14 protein-coding genes and 1 pseudogene are annotated in these 16,436 nt (G+C 72.6%); 7 read left to right on the top strand and 8 right to left on the bottom strand.

Annotation, left to right across the window (positions count from 1 at the left end):
• Positions 1-59: 59 nt before the first annotated feature.
• Positions 60-1,811 (top strand): glycoside hydrolase domain-containing protein, encoded by a 1,752-nt coding sequence (locus tag ACIGW4_RS31285; protein ID WP_399584377.1) that lies wholly within the window; start codon positions 60-62, stop codon positions 1,809-1,811.
• Positions 1,812-2,065: 254 nt separating this feature from the next.
• On the opposite strand, the gene ACIGW4_RS31280 is transcribed toward ACIGW4_RS31285, so the two are convergent.
• Together ACIGW4_RS31280 and ACIGW4_RS31275 are read right to left on the bottom strand one after the other, a co-directional pair.
• Positions 2,066-3,106 (bottom strand): polyprenyl synthetase family protein, encoded by a 1,041-nt coding sequence (locus tag ACIGW4_RS31280; protein WP_399584476.1) that lies wholly within the window; start codon positions 3,104-3,106, stop codon positions 2,066-2,068.
• A gap of 119 nt (positions 3,107-3,225) precedes the next feature.
• On the bottom strand, positions 3,226-4,377 hold the full coding sequence (locus tag ACIGW4_RS31275) for a tetratricopeptide repeat protein (RefSeq protein ID WP_399584375.1): 1,152 nt from the start codon (positions 4,375-4,377) through the stop codon (positions 3,226-3,228).
• 717 nt (positions 4,378-5,094) lie between these two features.
• On the opposite strand from ACIGW4_RS31275, the gene ACIGW4_RS31270 reads away from it, so the two are divergent.
• The 3 genes and pseudogenes from ACIGW4_RS31270 (at position 5,095) to ACIGW4_RS31260 (ending at position 6,568) form a co-directional block, all read left to right on the top strand.
• Entirely contained in the window at positions 5,095-5,676 is a 582-nt protein-coding gene (locus ACIGW4_RS31270) for a DinB family protein (RefSeq protein ID WP_123458151.1), read from the top strand.
• Between the two features lie 41 nt (positions 5,677-5,717).
• A pseudogene (locus ACIGW4_RS31265) lies at positions 5,718-6,139 on the top strand (transposase); the annotation flags it as partial.
• Between the two features lie 33 nt (positions 6,140-6,172).
• Entirely contained in the window at positions 6,173-6,568 is a 396-nt protein-coding gene (locus tag ACIGW4_RS31260; protein ID WP_399584373.1) for a hypothetical protein, read from the top strand.
• A gap of 295 nt (positions 6,569-6,863) precedes the next feature.
• On the opposite strand, the gene ACIGW4_RS31255 is transcribed toward ACIGW4_RS31260, so the two are convergent.
• Together ACIGW4_RS31255 and ACIGW4_RS31250 are read right to left on the bottom strand one after the other, a co-directional pair.
• Positions 6,864-7,421 (bottom strand): GNAT family N-acetyltransferase, encoded by a 558-nt coding sequence (locus ACIGW4_RS31255; RefSeq protein ID WP_398709553.1) that lies wholly within the window; start codon positions 7,419-7,421, stop codon positions 6,864-6,866.
• Between the two features lie 152 nt (positions 7,422-7,573).
• Positions 7,574-8,161, bottom strand: coding sequence for an Imm21 family immunity protein (locus tag ACIGW4_RS31250; protein ID WP_399584370.1), 588 nt, complete (start codon positions 8,159-8,161; stop codon positions 7,574-7,576).
• 301 nt (positions 8,162-8,462) lie between these two features.
• On the opposite strand from ACIGW4_RS31250, the gene ACIGW4_RS31245 reads away from it, so the two are divergent.
• A complete protein-coding gene (locus tag ACIGW4_RS31245; RefSeq protein WP_399584367.1) occupies positions 8,463-9,161 on the top strand; it encodes an alpha/beta fold hydrolase in 699 nt (232 codons plus the stop codon).
• 205 nt (positions 9,162-9,366) lie between these two features.
• Here the strand turns inward: ACIGW4_RS31245 and ACIGW4_RS31240 are convergent, their stop codons facing one another.
• The 3 genes from ACIGW4_RS31240 to ACIGW4_RS31230 form a co-directional block, all read right to left on the bottom strand.
• Entirely contained in the window at positions 9,367-11,490 is a 2,124-nt protein-coding gene (locus tag ACIGW4_RS31240; RefSeq protein WP_399584364.1) for a xanthine dehydrogenase family protein molybdopterin-binding subunit, read from the bottom strand.
• Positions 11,491-11,719: 229 nt separating this feature from the next.
• On the bottom strand, positions 11,720-12,721 hold the full coding sequence (locus ACIGW4_RS31235) for an FAD binding domain-containing protein (protein WP_399584362.1): 1,002 nt from the start codon (positions 12,719-12,721) through the stop codon (positions 11,720-11,722).
• Positions 12,718-13,251 carry a (2Fe-2S)-binding protein gene (locus ACIGW4_RS31230; protein WP_399584359.1) on the bottom strand — a complete coding sequence of 178 codons (534 nt, stop codon included), beginning with the start codon at positions 13,249-13,251 and terminating at the stop codon, positions 12,718-12,720. The genes ACIGW4_RS31235 and ACIGW4_RS31230 overlap by 4 nt, the downstream gene beginning before the upstream one ends.
• Positions 13,252-13,747: 496 nt before the next feature.
• On the opposite strand from ACIGW4_RS31230, the gene gdhA reads away from it, so the two are divergent.
• Positions 13,748-15,106 (top strand): NADP-specific glutamate dehydrogenase, encoded by a 1,359-nt coding sequence (gene gdhA, locus ACIGW4_RS31225; protein WP_185094858.1) that lies wholly within the window; start codon positions 13,748-13,750, stop codon positions 15,104-15,106.
• Positions 15,107-15,352: 246 nt separating this feature from the next.
• On the opposite strand, the gene ACIGW4_RS31220 is transcribed toward gdhA, so the two are convergent.
• Positions 15,353-15,649 carry a hypothetical protein gene (locus ACIGW4_RS31220; RefSeq protein ID WP_123458156.1) on the bottom strand — a complete coding sequence of 99 codons (297 nt, stop codon included), beginning with the start codon at positions 15,647-15,649 and terminating at the stop codon, positions 15,353-15,355.
• A 562-nt stretch (positions 15,650-16,211) separates the two neighbouring features.
• Between ACIGW4_RS31220 and ACIGW4_RS31215 the strand changes: the two genes are divergently transcribed.
• The gene (locus ACIGW4_RS31215; RefSeq protein ID WP_399584355.1) at positions 16,212-16,343 is read left to right on the top strand and encodes a hypothetical protein; all 132 of its coding nucleotides are present in this window, start codon (positions 16,212-16,214) and stop codon (positions 16,341-16,343) included.
• Positions 16,344-16,436 lie beyond the last annotated feature (93 nt).

Raw genomic sequence — 16,436 nt, 5'->3', positions numbered from 1 at the left:
GCCCCGACAGACCTGCCCCACCACTCTCTCCCCTCCCCGCATCGAGTAGGAGTGCCCTGATGTCCTCCCGCATCCCCTGGCGCGTCCGTGCCGGAACGGCCACGCTGGCGGTGCTCGCCGGTGTCGGGGCGTTCGCCGCGCCCGGATCCGCCACGGCTGCCTCCCCGCCCGGGACAGGCCGGCAGACCGTCACCTACCACGGCTACCGCGTCGAGGTCCCCGCCGACTGGCAGGTCGTCGATCTGGCCGAAAGTCCGCAGGCCTGCCTCCGATTCGACCGACCCGCCGTCTACCTCGGCGAGCCCGCCGAGCAGAGCGATTGCCCCGCACACCTCGTGGGCCGTACGGCAGGCATCGTCGTGGAGCCCCTCACCGCCCGCTCCGCCGGACAGGCGACGGCCGCGACCGCGAGGACCCCGCGCGGCAAGGCCACCGCCCCGACCGCCGTGTCCAGCAACGGCACCATCCAGGTCGCGGTCGAGGACGCCAGTGTCCTCGTCACCGCCGCCCACACCCCGGCGACCGAGCATCTGGTGCGGGACGTCCTGGCCTCGGCCGCACTCACCCCGGATGCCAGGCGCACCGAGCTGCCCCGCGCGGCCCAGCGGCCCGACGCCGCTCCCCTGGCCGCGGCCGGGCCGCAACCCGGCGGCTACCTGGGCAAGGGCTTCGACACCTGCGCCGCGCCCTCCCAGGCCGCCATGAACGCCTGGCAGGCCGGCTCGCCGTACAGCGCGGTCGGCGTCTACATCAGCGGCTCCTTCCGCGCCTGCGCGCAGCCGAACCTGACCGCGAGCTGGGTGACCGGTCAGACCGGCAACGGCTGGCGGCTGATCCCCATCGACGTCGGCCGCCAGGCCCCGTGCACGAACTTCTCGCTGAAGATGTCCACCGACCCCGCCACGGCCAAGTCCCAGGGCGTCACCGCGGCGGCGGCCGCCCTCACCGCCGCGGCGAACCTCGGTATCCCCGCGGGCAGCGCCGTCTACAGCGACATCGAGGGATACGCCTCCACGGCCTCCTGCAAGGCGGCCGTGCTGTCGTACCTGTCCGGCTGGACCGAGCGGCTGCACAGCGGCGGCTATCTGTCGGGCTTCTACTCCAGCGCGTCCTCCGGCATCAAGGACGCCGCGAGCGAGTACGGCAACAGCGCCTACACGCGGGTCGACCACATCTTCTACGCCTGGTGGAACGGCGCCGCCGACACCGACACCGGTTCCTACGTCCCGTCCACCTACTGGGCCGGTCACCAGCGCATCCACCAGTACGCGGGCAATGTCACCGAGTCCTACGGCGGCTACTCGATCAACATCGACCGCGACTACCTGGACGTGGGCACCGGCACACCGCCCGCGCCCACCTGCACGGGGACGAACCTCGACTTCACCGCGTACCCCACCGTCCGGAGCGGCTCGACCGGAGACCAGGTCAAGGCGGCCCAGTGCCTGCTCAAAGCCGCCGGATACGACCCGGGCGCCCCGGACGGGACGTTCGGCGCCGCCACGACCACCGCCACCCAGAACTTCCAGAACGGCACGGGGCTCACCGCGGACGGGGTGATCGGGTCGAAGACCTGGACCGCCCTGCTGTCCCGCGGAACCGCCCCCACCGTCCAGAGCGGCTCGACGGGAGAAGCCGTCACCCGACTCCAGCGCGCCCTGACCGCCGCGCTCGGCCGGACGGTGACCGTCGACGGCGCCTTCGGACCGGGCACCGACCAGGCCGTGCGCGACTACCAATCCTCACGCGCTCTGACGGTCGACGGCATCGTCGGCTCCGGTACCTGGGGCGCCCTCCAGTCGGGAAGGTGACGTGTCTGCGCAGCGCCGTCGTGCCGGCCTCCGGGTCCGCATCGCGCAAGGCGACGGGTGCCGTCGGAACCGCGACGACGGCCTCCGGCCGGCCGAAGGGCCTGTCGACCGCACAAGGCCGGCAGCAGCGCGAGCGGCGTAACGGACAACACCTCAGCGCGCGGGGCCTTCAGGGCCGGTCCCTCCCGCGCACCGCTGTGGGTCCCCGTCGTCGAGCCGTCACCGACGGGGTGGTCACCGCGGCGGAACGGTGATCACCTGGTCCGGTCGAGCACGTACGTGAACAGCCTGTCCAATTGCTGCGCGGCGGTGTGCGCGAGGGACGCGTCGCGCAGCGCGCGGCGGGCGGTGTCCAGGTGCCGGCGCGCTTCGTCGCGGGTCGCGGTCCGCCCGCCCAGCTCCTCCACGAGTGCCGCGACGTGTGCGGCGGCCTCGTGGTCGAGCGGCTGGGGAGCGTCGAGCAGCGCCGCCAGTTCGCGCGCGGCCCTGCCCCCGCCTGCCAGTGCGGCGAGCATCGGGTAGGTCTTCTTGCCCCTGCGCAGGTCGGCGTGGACGGGTTTGCCGGTCACGGCGGGGTCGCCCCAGATGCCGAGGATGTCGTCCACCGCCTGGAAGGCGAGGCCGAGATGGCGGCCCGCCCGTTCGAGCGCGGTCACGGTCCGGTCGGGGGCGCCGCCGAGGACCGCGCCGAGCGCGACGGCGCACCCCAGCAGGGCGCCCGTCTTGTGTTCGGCCATCGACCGGTACTGCTCCGGTCCGACCGCGCCGGGGCCGTACCACGGACGGTGTTCGAAGCGCAGGTCCTGTGCCTGGCCGGACACCAGCGCGTTCAGGGTCCGGCAGAGGCAGCGGACCGCGGCCGCCGCGTGCCGGCCCGGGGTCTCGGCCAGGGTGGTCACGGCCTGGGCGAGAAGCGCGTCGCCGGCGAGGACGGCCGGGCCGGTCCCGTACGCCTTCCACACCGCAGGCCGCTGCCGGCGCAGGGCGTCGCCGTCCATGATGTCGTCGTGGAGGAGCGAGAAGGTGTGCACGAGTTCGACGGCCACGGCGCCGGGAACGGCCTCCGCGCCATCGGCCCCGACCGCCTCCGCCCCGAGCACGGCGAGCGCCTGGCGCACTCCCTTGCCCTCGGACCCGCCGGAGGCCGGAGTACCGGCCAGGTCGGACCAGCCCAGCGCGTACGCCGCCATCTCACCGGTCCACGGATGGAGGCTCCCCACCGCCTCCACCAGCGCAGGCCCGACGAGTTCACGACAACGCTCCAGGACACGGGTCGGCGCTGCGGCGTGATCGATGTCGCGGTCAAGGTCGCGGTCAAGGTCGTGATCAACGGCGTGGTCACGAGAGGAACGCACCGTGGCCACGACTGCGGCGCCCGGCGAGCTCACCGACGAGAACGGCGTCGGGACGGCGCTCACCGCAGGCCCTCCGCATCGGCGGCCTGAAGCGCCTCGGCTCCGACCGCCGGCAGCACGGGCCTCGCGGCTCCCTGCCCGTGGCCCTCGTGGTCCGGCAGCGGCCCGACCCCCAGTTCGGCCGCTGCCTTGTCCACCATGTCCCGGGCATGCCGCAGCCCGATACGGTCCAGCGTGGAGCGCAGTCCGGCCAGGTCCGCGGCAGTGTGCGCGGCGTCGCGGCCCAGGTGGGCGGAGGCCTTGACCAGCCCCAGTCGCGACAGCGCCGTCCCGCGCGGTTCGTCCATCTCGCGGAACTCCTCAAGGGCCAGCGCGTACATCTCACGGGCCTGCTCGTAGCGGCCCGCCCGGTACAGCACGTTGCCGCGCATCTTGTGGTTGTAGGCGAGCGCGCTGGACAGCCGCATCTCCCGGCAGGCCTCCTCGGCCTGGGACAGCAGCGACAGGGCGCGCTCCGCGTCTGCGTCGCGCACGGACACCACGTCCGCGATGCCGCGCAGCGCCCATGCCCACCCGCGCCGGTCCTCGGCTCGGGACGCCGTCTCGGCCGCCTCCTCGAACAGGGCCAGGGCCTCGTCGTATTCGCCGGTGTTGCGGTGGATCTGCGCTATGCCCTCCAGCGCCCACACCGTGTGCCGGGCCTCGCCTCGGCGGCGTGCCTCGGCGAGCAGCTGCTCGTGCAGCCTCCTCACCGCCGCGTAATCGCCCTGGATGCGTCCGGTCTCGGCGAGCCCCGCCAGCGAGTAGCCGCGCACGACGACGTCACCGCCCCGCTCGCCCGTCTCGGCGGCCAGCCTCAGCAACCGGTACGCCAGCCTGAACGCACCGCGCTGCCGGGCCAGCGTGCCGCCGCTCCACAGGGCCCATGCCATGGCCCCCTCGTGACCGGCCGAACGCGCCGCCCGGTAGCTCGCCTTCCACGCCCGGTCGGCCTCCTCGACGCGCCCGAGCCTGCGGCAGGCCTCCGCCACGGCCAGCCCGCAGCGCGCCTCCTCCCGCCGGTCCCCGGCCCGTTCCGCCGCCCGCAGCTCCTCCATGCCCCGCGCCAGCACCTCGGGCAGTGAGGCGTTCACCGACAACGATTCGAGAGCACCCTGGTACTCCGGCGCCGATGCCTTCGCCCGCTTCGTCCCACGCACCTGACCTACCATCACACCCCTCCTCGCGTCGACTCGACGATCAAGTCGACACGAGGACCAAGACGGCGACCGCGGGCCGGGGTTCCCTCTCGGTCGAGAAGTCCGCCTCCATACGGACGCGGAATCGTCCTCAAGTGCTACGCGGCTGTCGACGGCTCCCCAGCGCGATGTACGCCGGGGGTCCCGGACCGACAGGTCCGGTCAGCACGGGATGAGGCGCGAACGGCGGACGACCGGTCCCGGATGGACTGCTCGACGAGGCGATTGCCGGCCCCGGGCGCCGTCCGGGAACTTGGCGTAGTGGCGGAAGAGGCCTCGATGCTCTGGCTCGCGCGGCGGGCGCATTCGGCCGGGTCCACACCGGAGTACGACAAGAACGAGATGCCGGCAGGCCGGAGACCGTAGGCCCGTTCGGCCCGTTCGGAGGTGAGCCCCATGCGCGTCGGCACGCGCTCCCGTGCCCGCGCCCACGTCGTGCCACAGACTGCCGGGTCCATGGGGGCGCCGACCCGGTTCCGGTCTCTGCCGGAGGCGAACGACCTCCGCCGGCCGCATCGCCGCGCAGTACACGCACCCGAAGAACGCCTCCTGACGAGGGCCGAGCCCGGGAAGCTCCCGTCCGATCGTCTCAAGGCTCTCCAGTACGTACTCGCCGGCCGGTCGCAGCACGAGCGGCACGACCCACGGCTCGCTTGAGCCCACGCGCAGCCCATGGCAGGCTCATGCCGCATGATCGATGAATTCGCGAAAGGCCACCTGCACCAGAGACTGCGGCGGGACCGCGAGGCGCTGCTCTGGAAGCTCGACGGCTTGTCCGAGTACGACGCCCGCCGGCCTTTGACGGCGACCGGGTCCAATCTCCTCGGCCTGGTCAAACACGTGGCCACCGTCGAGGCCAGGTACTTCGGCGAGGTCTTCGGCCGCCCTTCCCCGGAACCGCTGCCCCGGTGGCAGGACTCCGACGGCAGTGATCTGTGGGCGGCCGAGGACGAGACCCGCGATCAGATCATCGGGTTCTACCGGCGCACGTGGGAGCACTCGGACGCGACGATCGACGAGCTTCCCCTCGACGCCCCCGGCCATGTGCCGTGGTGGCCGGAGCCCGGCGACACCAACCTGTTCGCCGTCATGCTCCATGTCCTCAGCGAGTCCGTACGGCATGCCGGGCACGCCGACATCCTGCGCGAGGGCCTCGACGGCCGGACCGGACTGCGCGCCGAAATCGAGCAGCGGATCGACGAGGAAGCCCGTGCGGCCTACCGCGCGAAGATCGAGCAGGCCGCCAGGTCGGCCGTGTCGATCAAGGCTTAGACGTCGTCTCATGTGGCGGGTTGAGTAGCCTGCCCTGCACAGTGCGGGCCGCGATCGTCTTCGTGGCCACGTCAGGCTGCACCTGGCGGCAGCTGCCGCCGGTCTTCGGGCCGTCGGGGCCGGCCGCACACCGGCGCTTCACCGAGTGGAGTACCGCCCGGGTCTGGGCCGAGCTGCACCGCGTCATCCTCGACGAAATGGGCTCGCGCGGCGGCCTGGACCGGTCGCGCTGCGCGATCGACTCGGTGAACATGCGGGCCCTGAAAGGGGAGGCCCTGGCAGGCCCGAATCCTGTCGACCGGGGCAAGAGCGGCTGGGCCGTCATCGCTGGACGATCGAGCGCACGATGTCCTGGCTGAGCGGCCGCCGCCTGCACCGCCGCTACGAACGCAAGGCCAAGTGCTTCCTGGCCTTCGCCGGCATCGCAGCCGCTCTCATCTGCTACCGCAGGCTGGTGTCCTGACGGTCCGCGCCCGCAGATGGGACGATCCACAGCGTGATCGGATGGATGCACCACACCCCGCGCCGGACGGTCATTTCGGTCTGCGTCATCGCCGCCGTCCTGCTCTTCGTCGGCGCTTCCGCGCACGTCACCGACCTCCTCAGCCACGGTCTGCGCCCCTACGACTGGGCACCGGGCCGGCTCAACCTCCACTGGTCGTCGCCGGCGCTCTTCGACGCGCTCGCCGCCGCGTTCCTGATCAGGGGGAAACGCCTAGGAATCGACCTCGCCTGCGCCGTACTGGCGACCGACCTCGCCGCCAACTGGTACGCGGTCCACGGCATCCAGCACAGCAACCTCACCGCGCAGCCCGGCCTTCAACGACTGGCCGTCTTCGCCGCACTCACCCTGGGAACGGCACCGTTCATCCGACGGCACCTCACCAACTGAGATGACGTCTCAGAGGTCGTCTCATCCGGTGCCGGACAGAGTCCTTGCCACGAGGAGGGCGAGCCGGCGCAGGCGCTCGTAGTACTGGGTTCCTGCGGGTTCGGTGAGCTGAGGGACGACTCGGTCCAGGTCCTCGATGCAGCTTTGCAGGATGCGGGTGCGCTCCGGGTCCCAGGGCCCCACCGTTGTTCAGCCACGTGAGGGTGCAGCCGGCGGCAGTGGATGAGGGCGCAGGCGACGGCGATCCATTCGAGAACGGCGTCCTGGCGGGCGTGAAGAGGCAGCGGCAGCCTGGTCAAACGCCACGTGATCCAAGGATGTGCTCATCGTTCCAGTCAGGAAGCGTTGTGCTGCCGGAGAGCCAGTCACGTCGCAGGATCGCGTACCCCACGGCGTCACGGACCTTGCCGTGGGCAGCCGGCCACGCGTCGCGATAGTGCGCCTCTTTCACGTAACCACACTTTCGAAAGGCACGGCGCATCGCGACGTTGTCCTGCCGAGTGGTGCCTTCGATCCGCTGGACCTGGGGGAACTCGGTGAACACGTACCCGGTGAGCCAGGTCAGGGCCTGTCCTCCGAGTCCCCGCCCTCGGTGCTCGGAGCGGATCCGCAGATCGAACAGCGGCGTGTCGTCACACAGGTCCATCAGCCGGACAAGGCCGGTTCGCTCCCCGGCAGTCACGATCCAGAACGTCCGGTTGTCCTGGTTGTCATAGCGGCCCTCTCGAATCCACTGCCGGACTTCGTCCCGGTCGACAACGTCCGAGCCGTGAAATGGCCACGTGTCGCCCGAGAGGAAGCCGACCAGCTCCTCTGCGTCGGTCGATTCGAAGCGTTCGTAGGTGATCTCCACGACCGCACTCTAAGGGCTGCCCCAGGAGTGGTCTTGCCCTGTGATGCTCTCGACCCTGTTACGCGTGATCACAGCGTCCGAGCCGTCCTGGACGGCCCGTTGAACCTTGCGCGCCGCGATCGACCGCACCCGGCCCGCGAAGCACCGTCCGTTCAGAATTCGGCGGGCAGGAGCTGAACCAGGCCGACCCGGTTCTCCTCACCCACCTTGGTGTGCGTGGCGCGGACCCTCCAGCGGCCGGCGGGCAGTGGGACCGATGCCTCGGCGGGCATTCCGCCGTCGGGGTAATCGATGCCCAGGTCGGAACCCGCCTCGGCGGAGTCCATGAGCACCGCCGGACCGTCCGAGACCCAGGTGCCGCACTCCTCCCACACCGTGGCCGGGTCCGCGAGGACAGCGTCTGCCGCGGCCCTCAGTCCGGCCTCGGTTCCGGCGGCGAGCCACCGCAGGAACGCGCGGTGCTCGGGCAGATAGCAGCTGGTGGCCGGCTCGTCCGCCAACACCAGTGCCTGCGCACCGTTCTCGTCGATGGGGATCACACCGGCCAGACCGTCCACCGCGCAGGCCCGGTCGTAGTCGTCTGGAGCGGTGGCGTCTCCGGCCATAAGACCACTCTCCGTGCACCCGCCCCAGGCGGCCAGGGCGGCGACGGGGACGACGATCAAAGGGCCGCCCATCGACTCCACCCAGACAAGGGAGGGGTGGGAGGCGTCGTCTGCGGCGGGTGAAGAGGTGATCATGCGGTCAGTGTGCCCTTGCCCACTGACAACGTCCCCGCACTCACGGGGCCCAGCACGGGGAAAGGCTCAGCGCCTGCGGCAAACAGCGGTTACAGGGCTTCCCCATCTCGCCGTCAAGGCGAGGGAGGGGGTGTTGAGCGCTCGGTGTATCAGTCACGGTGGTGGCGCCGGGGTCGGCGCGGGTTTCCGCCGGCCTTCCCGGAAGCCCGGGGGGGGCGGTGCCAGTGCTGCAACGGTGTGCCGGGCACGTATCGAAAGTTCGTCTGGAGCGGCTGCTCGGTCGCTTCGCTATGGTGCGGCCATGGTGAACTACGTGCTGGTTGCAGGTGCGCGGCTCGGATCGTGGGCGTGGGACGAGGTGGTGCCGCATCTGGAAGCGGCCGGCCACGGTGTCCACCCGCTGACGCTGTCCGGTCTCGCCGAGAAGCGAGGCGTGCCGGCCGGGCAGCGGACCCACGTTCAGGACATCGTTGACGAGGTCGAGCGTCAGGATCTCCGCGAGGTCGTCCTGGTAGGTCACAGTTACTCGGGCATCCCGGTCGGTCAGGCCGCCGAGCGGGTCGGCGACCGGCTGGCAGGCGTGGTCTTCGTCGACTCCGGTGTTCCGGCCGATGGCGAGCCGTTCGTCTCCTCCTGGCCGGACGGCGGGGTGACGGTGAGGGCATCGATCGCCGAGAACGAGGGATTCTGGCCGGTCGCGCCTGCGGCCCACTTCGAGGGCCACGGTCTCACCGATGAGCAGATCGCACGGATCGTTCGCGGCTCGACGCCGCACCCGGGCGCCACGCTGACCGAACCCGCCGTGCTGGAACGGCCGCTCAGTGACCTCCCGGCGACGTACATCAAGTGCACGCTCGGTGACCCCGAGCCGAGCGACGACGTGGCAGAGCTACTGGTCAGCGAGCGCTGGCGGCTGATCGAGATGGACACCGGCCACTGGCCGATGTTCTCCCGGCCGCGCGAACTGGCGCAGATCCTCCTCGACACGGTCGGGGAGTGACCGCGGTTCCACGCTTGCGGACGCTTTGTCGGCGTGCATCACGAGCGCTGGTCACAGCCACTCGTCGATGACTGTGACAGGGCGGTCGCCTCGGCCGACGCGAGCGTGCGAGCGCCGTGGTCCAGGCCGTCACCGGCCTGCTCTCCCACCGGCAGACCGCGGATCCGGGCCCTCGACGTCTCACCGCTGACCGTGCACGAGTTCGTCAGGGAGTGGGCGTCTGGGCGGTGAGCGGTGGGAGGAGGCGGTCGGGGGTCAGGGGGAGGTCTCGGAAGCGGATGCCGCATGCGTGGTGGACGGCGTTGGCGATCGCCGCCGCCGTGCCGACGATGCCGATCTCCCCGATGCCCTTGCTGCCCATCGGGTTGAGGTGGGGGTCGTGCTCGTCCACCCAGTGGGCCTCGATGTCCGGCACGTCGGCGCAGGCAGGGACGTGGTAGGAGGCCAGGTCGCGTTCGCGGAAGTCGCCGAAGGCGAGGTCCATGGTGCTGTGTTCGGTGAGCGCCATCCCGAGCCCCATCGTCATGCCGCCGATGAACTGGGAGCGGGCGGTGCGCGCGTTGAGGATCCGGCCCACGGCGTAGACGCCGAGCAGTCGGCTCACCCGGACCTCGCCGGTGACGGTGTCGACGCGGACCTCCGCGAAGTGGGCGCCGAAGGCGTGGCGGGCGTAGGGGGACGTCCGCCCCGCTTCCTCCTGCGTGTCCGCCTCGACCGTGACGCCCTCGGGCGGCAGCGGACGGCCGGGGTCGGCGGCCAGGGTCGCGCGCAGCGCGGCACAGGCCTTGTGCACGGCCCAGCCCCAGGACGCGGTCCCGGAGGAGCCGCCGGCGACGGGTGCGTCGGGCAGTCGGCTGCTGCCGAGTTCGACGCGTACGGAGTCGAGCGGGGCGCCGAGGGCGTCGGCGGCGATCTGGGCGAGGACGGTCCGCGCCCCGGTGCCGATGTCGGTGGCGTCGACGCGGACGACGAAGCGGCCGTCCGGGGCGGCGTGGGCGGAGGCGCGGGACGGGCTCACGAGCACGGGGTAGGTGGCGGCTGCGACGCCCGTGCCGGACAGCACGTCTCCGTCCCGCCGGATGCCGGGGCGCGGGTCCCTGTCCGCCCAGCCGAACCGGCGCGCGCCGTCCCGCAGGCAGTCGGCGAGGCCCCGGCTGCTGAACGGTTTGCCGCTGTCGGGCTCGGTGTCGGGTTCGTTGCGCAGCCGGAGCTCCACCGGGTCGACGCCGACCGTCTCGGCGAGTTCGTCCATGGCCGCTTCGAGGGCGTACATCCCGGACGCCTCGCCGGGGGCGCGCATCCACGACGGGGTGGGCACGTCCAGGGCGACCACCCGGTGGGTGGTGCGGCTGTGCGGGGAGGTGTACATGGTGCGGGCCGGGACGGCGGCCTGTTCGACGAACTCCTTCACCGTGGAGGTCTGGGTGACCACGTCGTGGGCGAGGGCCTCGATCGTCCCGTCGGCGGCGGCGCCGATGCGGACGCGCTGGACGGTGGGCGCGCGGTGCCCCACGGTGGCGGGCAGGTCGCGGCGGGGCAGGGCGAGCCGGACGGGCCGACCGGTGTGCCGGGCGGCCATCGCCGCTAGGACGGCCGGCGGCCGGGGGGTGCCCTTGGAGCCGAAGCCGCCGCCCACGTAGGCGGAGACGACGGTGACCTGCTGCCGGGGCAGCCGGAACAGGCGCGCGAGGACGTCCCGTACGGTCGTCGCGCCCTGGCTCGAGTCGTACACGGTCAGGCCGCCGTCGTCCCACCAGGCCGTGGCGGCGTGCGGTTCCATCGGGTGGTTGTGCAGGGCGCCCATGGTGTACGTGGCGTCGAGGCGGACCGGTGACGCGGCGAAGGCGGTGTCGAAGTCGCCCCGCTCGCGTACGGCCGGGTGGCCGCCGTTGGCCTTCTCGGGCGTGTAGAGGCGCGGGTGGTCGGCTCTCAGCCGGACGTCGTGCTCGCTCTGCGCGTAGTCGATCCGCAGCGCGTCGGCGGCGGCGCGGGCGTTCTCGGGCGTGTCGGCGACCACGACGGCGACGAACCAGCCCCGGTGGGGGACCCGGTCCTCCTGGAGCAGCGCGAGCGTCGGGTCGTCGGCGTCGCCGAGGCGCGGGGCGTTCTCGTGGGTGAGGACGGCGTGCACGCCGGGGCGCCGCAGGACCTCGTCGGCGTGGACGGCGGTGACCCGCCCGCGGGCGACGGCGGCGGGCACCGGGCAGGCGTGGAGGCAGCCGGGCGGTGTCCGGTCGACGGCGTAGCGGGCCTCGCCCGTCACCTTCTGGCGGGCGTCACGCCGGACGGCCGCCGGGGGCTGCGCGGTCGCGGATTCGTGGCGGGTCATGGCGCGGAGCCTCCTCCGGTCGGCGTACGGCGGGATGTGGGCGGTCGGACGTGCGGTGGGCGGACACGCGGTAGGCGACCGTTCGGTGGGCGGCCGTTCGGTGGGCGGCCGTTCGGTGGGCGAATGGATACCGGGCGGGCGGATGCCGGGCAGGCGGGGCGACGTCGGGCGTCCGCGCCGGGCCTCCGTCCGGGCGGCGTGGCGGACGGGCGCGGGCGCGTCGTGGTCGTCACGGGGCGGCCGTGGCGGCGCGGGACGCGAGGTTCCCCAGGAGGTTCACGGCAAGGTTGCGGGCCAGCGGCACCTTGAAGCCGTTGTCGCGGAGGGGCTCGGCGGCGGCGAGTTCGGCGTCGGCGGCCCGCCGGAAGGTCTCGGTGGTGGCCGGTGCGCCCCGCAGCACCTCCTCCGCCGCCCGCGCCCGCCAGGGCTTGTGGGCGAGGCCGCCGAAAGCGAGGGCGGCGTGCCCCACCCGGCCGTCCTCGACGGTCAGGACGAGGGCGACGGAGGCGAGCGCGAAGGCGTACGAGGCGCGGTCACGGGCCTTGCGGTAGGCGTTGAGCGCGCCGGGCGGCGGCGCGGGGAGCGTCACGCCCGTGATGAGTTCGCCGGGTGCGACGACGGTGTCCAGGTCCGGGCGGTCGCCGGGCAGCCGGTGGAACGCGGCGACGGGCACCGTCCGCTCGCCGTCCGGCCCGCGCAGCCGGACCTCCGCGTCGAGGGCGGCGAGGGCGACGGCCATGTCCGAGGGGTGCGTGGCGACACAGTGCGCGGAGTGGCCGAGGACCGCGAGGTCCCGGTGGACGCCCTCCCGGGCGGGGCAGCCGGTACCGGGCGCGCGCTTGTTGCACGGCGTGGACGTGTCCTGGAAGTAGGGGCAGCGGGTGCGCTGGAGGAGGTTGCCTCCGGTGGTGGCCGCGTTGCGGAGCTGGGGCGAGGCGCCGGCCAGCAGGGCCTGGGACAGTACGGGGTAGCGGGTGCGCACGGCGGGGTGGGCGGCGACGTCGCTGTTGCGCGCGGTCGCCCCGATCAGCAGGCCGCCGTCGGCGGTCTCCGTGATGCCGTCGAGGGGCAGGGCGCCGAGGTCGACGAGCAGCGGCGGGCCGGTGACGCCCAGTTTCATCAGGTCCACGAGGTTGGTGCCGCCCGCCAGGAAGCTGGCGCCGGGGTGGGCCGCGAGGTGTGCGACGGCCTCCTCGGTGCGTTCGGGGCGCACGTACGCGAAGGGCTTCACCGTGCGGCCTCCTCGATCGCGGCCACGATGTTCGGGTAGGCCCCGCAGCGGCAGATGTTCCCGCTCATGCGTTCCCGGATCTCGTCCGGGGTGAGGGTGACGGGGTCGCCCGGCGGGCGTTCCGGTGGTGTCACGTGCGACGGTTCGCCGCGCGCCGCCTCGTCCAGCAGGGCCACGGCCGAGCAGATCTGGCCCGGTGTGCAGTAACCGCACTGCAGGGCGTCCCGGCCGACGAAGGCCTCCTGGACCGGATGGAGGCGCTCGCCGTCCGTGAGGCCCTCGACGGTGGTGACGGAACGGCCCGCGCACGCGACGGCGAACAGCAGGCAGCTGTTCACGCGCCGGCCGTCGAGGAGGACGGTGCAGGCACCGCACTGCCCGTGGTCGCAGCCCTTCTTGGTGCCGGTGAGGTCGAGGTGGTCGCGCAGCGCGTCCAGCAGGGTCGTGCGGTGGTCCAGGGGGAGCGAGTGGTCCGCTCCGTTGACGCGCAGCGCCACCGTGGACGCGCGCTCCGGCAGGGTCTGGTCCACGGGCCTTCCTCCTCACCTCGGGGCCTTCGCCGACGCGGGCCCTGACGTCCGCCGGGTGGCGGCACGTGGAAGGACCCGACCGACCGGGTCGCCGCTCGGCAGGCCCGCCGGGCCGTCCGCACGCGGGTGCGGAGGCGCATCGTCGGCGCGTCCGTCCGTACGCGCCTGCGTCGACGCTATGCGACGACCGCCTTCCCCGCCTCCCGCGAGCCAAGCGTCCGGGCCCGGGCCCGTCCCCAGCTTCCCCATGTCCGTTCCCGGTGTGAGGGCTTCGCGGTCGACACGGACCGGCGGTCCCGAAGGGAGGCCGTCTCGAAGGGAGGCCGTCTCGGATTGTGAGCACTCCTGGCCGCACTCTGGTCACCGATTTACATGGGCGTGACACTTAATTCGTCCTGTGTGCGGCAACGGCGCCGTAACATCCATCAATGGACCGGACCCGAGCGAGCCGCACCTTGTGGTGGATCCGGTGACAGCCGCGCCAGAAAGGCTTTCTGTGACGACTCGATCCGAGACGCAGACCGTCCTCGACGACCTCCTCAAGGAGATCGAACACCGCAATCCCGCACAGCCCGAGTTCCACCAGGCCGCCCACGAGGTCCTGGAGACGCTCGCGCCGGTGCTCGCGGCCCGCCCCGAGTACGCACAGGCCGGGCTCGTGGAGCGACTGTGCGAGCCCGAGCGGCAGGTCGTCTTCCGGGTGCCGTGGCAGGACGACAAGGGTCGCGTGCACGTCAACCGCGGCTTCCGGGTGGAGTTCAACAGCGCGCTCGGCCCGTACAAGGGCGGCCTGCGCTTCCACCCCTCGGTGAACCTGGGCGTCATCAAGTTCCTGGGCTTCGAACAGATCTTCAAGAACGCGTTGACCGGTCTCGGCATCGGCGGCGGCAAGGGCGGCAGCGACTTCGACCCGCACGGACGCAGTGACGCCGAGGTCATGCGGTTCTGTCAGTCCTTCATGACCGAGCTGTACCGGCACATCGGTGAGCACACCGACGTCCCCGCAGGCGACATCGGCGTCGGCGGCCGTGAGATCGGCTACTTGTTCGGTCAGTACCGCCGCATCACCAACCGCTGGGAGGCCGGCGTCCTCACCGGCAAGGGCAACGGCTGGGGCGGCTCGCTCATCCGCCCCGAGGCGACCGGTTACGGCAACGTGCTGTTCGCGGGGGCCATGCTGCGCGAGCGCGGCGAGGGCCTGGAGGGGCAGACGGCCGTCGTCTCCGGTTCCGGCAACGTCGCGATCTACACCATCGAGAAGTTGGCCGCCCTCGGCGCCAACGCCGTGACCTGCTCGGACTCGTCGGGTTACGTCGTCGACGAGAAGGGCATCGACCTGGAGCTGCTCAAGCAGGTCAAGGAGGTCGAGCGGGGCCGCGTCGACGCGTACGCGGAACGCCGGGGCTCCTCGGCACGCTTCGTGCCGGGCGGGCGGGTCTGGGAGGTGCCGGCCGACATCGCACTGCCGTCCGCCACCCAGAACGAGCTGGACGAGAGCGACGCCGCGGTCCTGATCCGCAACGGTGTGAAGGCCGTGTCCGAGGGTGCCAACATGCCGACCACCCCCGAGGCCGTCCGCCTGTTCCAGCAGGCGGGCGTCGCCTTCGGTCCCGGCAAGGCGGCCAACGCGGGCGGCGTCGCGGTCAGCGCGCTGGAGATGGCGCAGAACCACGCGCGGACGTCCTGGACGGCCGAACGGGTCGAGGGCGAACTCGCCCGGATCATGAACGACATCCACGCCACCTGTCACGAGACCGCCGAACGCTACGGCGCCCCCGGCGACTACGTGACCGGCGCGAACATCGCCGGCTTCGAACGAGTGGCCGACGCGATGCTGGCCCAGGGCGTCATCTGACCCTCCGGCAGCCCGACGCGTGTACCGCAGGGTCCTCCTCGCGCAGAGCGTGGAGGAGGACCCCGTCGGCGCCCCCGCGTTCCGTACGGGCCTTGGGCTGATCGACGGGTGGCCTCGTCCAAGGCCCGGGGGAGGTCGCGGGGGCGAAACGCCGACGGGCAACCGGACGCGGCCCATCGAGGCGGGGAGGATTCCGGGGCCATGTCTGCCCTTCACCTCCGGCGCCCGGCGGTCAGGGAGCGTCGGTCAGGGTATGTCGCCGGTGTAGTAGAGGCGGCAGGCGACTCCCGGGCCCGGCGCGCGCTGTCCACCGGGCCGCGGATCGTACAGCGCGCGGCCTCCGGGCCACCGGCCGAGTTCTGTGGTCAGGGCGACGCCCTGGTCGACCTCCTCCGGCATCCACCCGTGGATGTCCAGCAGCAGGCCGTCCAGCGGGCCGCCGACGAGTTCGGCGTAGGTCCGGCCCGGCCGCGGACCCGGATCGGGGTCGTCGTGGTCACGGCCGTAGACCCGGCCGCGCAACAGCTGCTCGTCGCCATTCATACCGGTCAGCCTCCCAGACACCACTGACACCGAAGCACGGACGACAGGGCCGGCTCCGCCGGGGCCGGCGGCACGCTCCGAGGGTCCTGTCCGCGCTGTCTGCGCGAACAGGTCGGGTGCCGGTCGAGGGCGGTCTCGCCCGCGCCACGCCCGGTGCGCTGCCGGAGGACTTCCGCGCCCGGGTGGCCCGCCGTCGGCGACGCCTCTCCCCCGCCGCGCGGCAGTTGACGGAGACGGGCGCCGTCCTCGCCCGACCGTTCGCAAGGCACGAGGCCGCCGGAAACCGCCGCCGATCATTGCCCCGAGCCGGCATGACCGCGGCCGAGGCACCCCGCCGTCCTCCGCGGCCGGCAAGGTTCGCGACAACGGCCCAGCGCACGGAATCCGGACCGCGCCCGGTCTGATCGGGTGGCCCGGTGTACGCCGAATTCTCCGCTGCTACCTGGACCACCTCCACGGGCACGAGCGACCGGCCGCGCGCCTGTGCGCGGCCGGAGTGCCGGTGTGGGTCGCGCACGCGTAGAAGGGCGACGGCGGGCTCACCCCGGAGGAACGGCGCACGTTGGAGGCCTGCCCGCACGCGACGGTGGTCACGATCCCCGGCACCGGCTACTTCCTCCCCAACGAGGAACCCCGACGGATCGCGGACCTCGTGGTGGACGCGCTGGCCGTCGCGGGACCGGGGCCTCGCTGAGGCCCGCCCTTTCCGAGTCACGGAAACGCAGGGGCGGTCCCCGCGGCGAGCGGGGGTCGGCGTACGGCCTGGACGGCTGCGCGGCCGCGCCAC

Source organism: Streptomyces sp. NPDC053513 (assembly GCF_044544765.1).
GTDB lineage: Bacteria > Actinomycetota > Actinomycetes > Streptomycetales > Streptomycetaceae > Streptomyces > Streptomyces litmocidini.
Note: the sequence above shows the minus strand (reverse complement) of the source record. Positions and strands in the feature narration are given on the sequence as shown.

Coding starts and splice junctions, on each gene's coding strand:
- ACIGW4_RS31285 (WP_399584377.1), top strand. CDS start 60: ATGTCCTCCCGCATCCCCTGGCGCGTCCGTGCCGGAACGGCCACGCTG.
- ACIGW4_RS31275 (WP_399584375.1), bottom strand. CDS start 4,377: ATGGTAGGTCAGGTGCGTGGGACGAAGCGGGCGAAGGCATCGGCGCCG.
- ACIGW4_RS31270 (WP_123458151.1), top strand. CDS start 5,095: ATGATCGATGAATTCGCGAAAGGCCACCTGCACCAGAGACTGCGGCGG.
- ACIGW4_RS31250 (WP_399584370.1), bottom strand. CDS start 8,161: ATGATCACCTCTTCACCCGCCGCAGACGACGCCTCCCACCCCTCCCTT.
- ACIGW4_RS31245 (WP_399584367.1), top strand. CDS start 8,463: ATGGTGAACTACGTGCTGGTTGCAGGTGCGCGGCTCGGATCGTGGGCG.
- ACIGW4_RS31240 (WP_399584364.1), bottom strand. CDS start 11,490: ATGACCCGCCACGAATCCGCGACCGCGCAGCCCCCGGCGGCCGTCCGG.
- ACIGW4_RS31220 (WP_123458156.1), bottom strand. CDS start 15,649: ATGAATGGCGACGAGCAGCTGTTGCGCGGCCGGGTCTACGGCCGTGAC.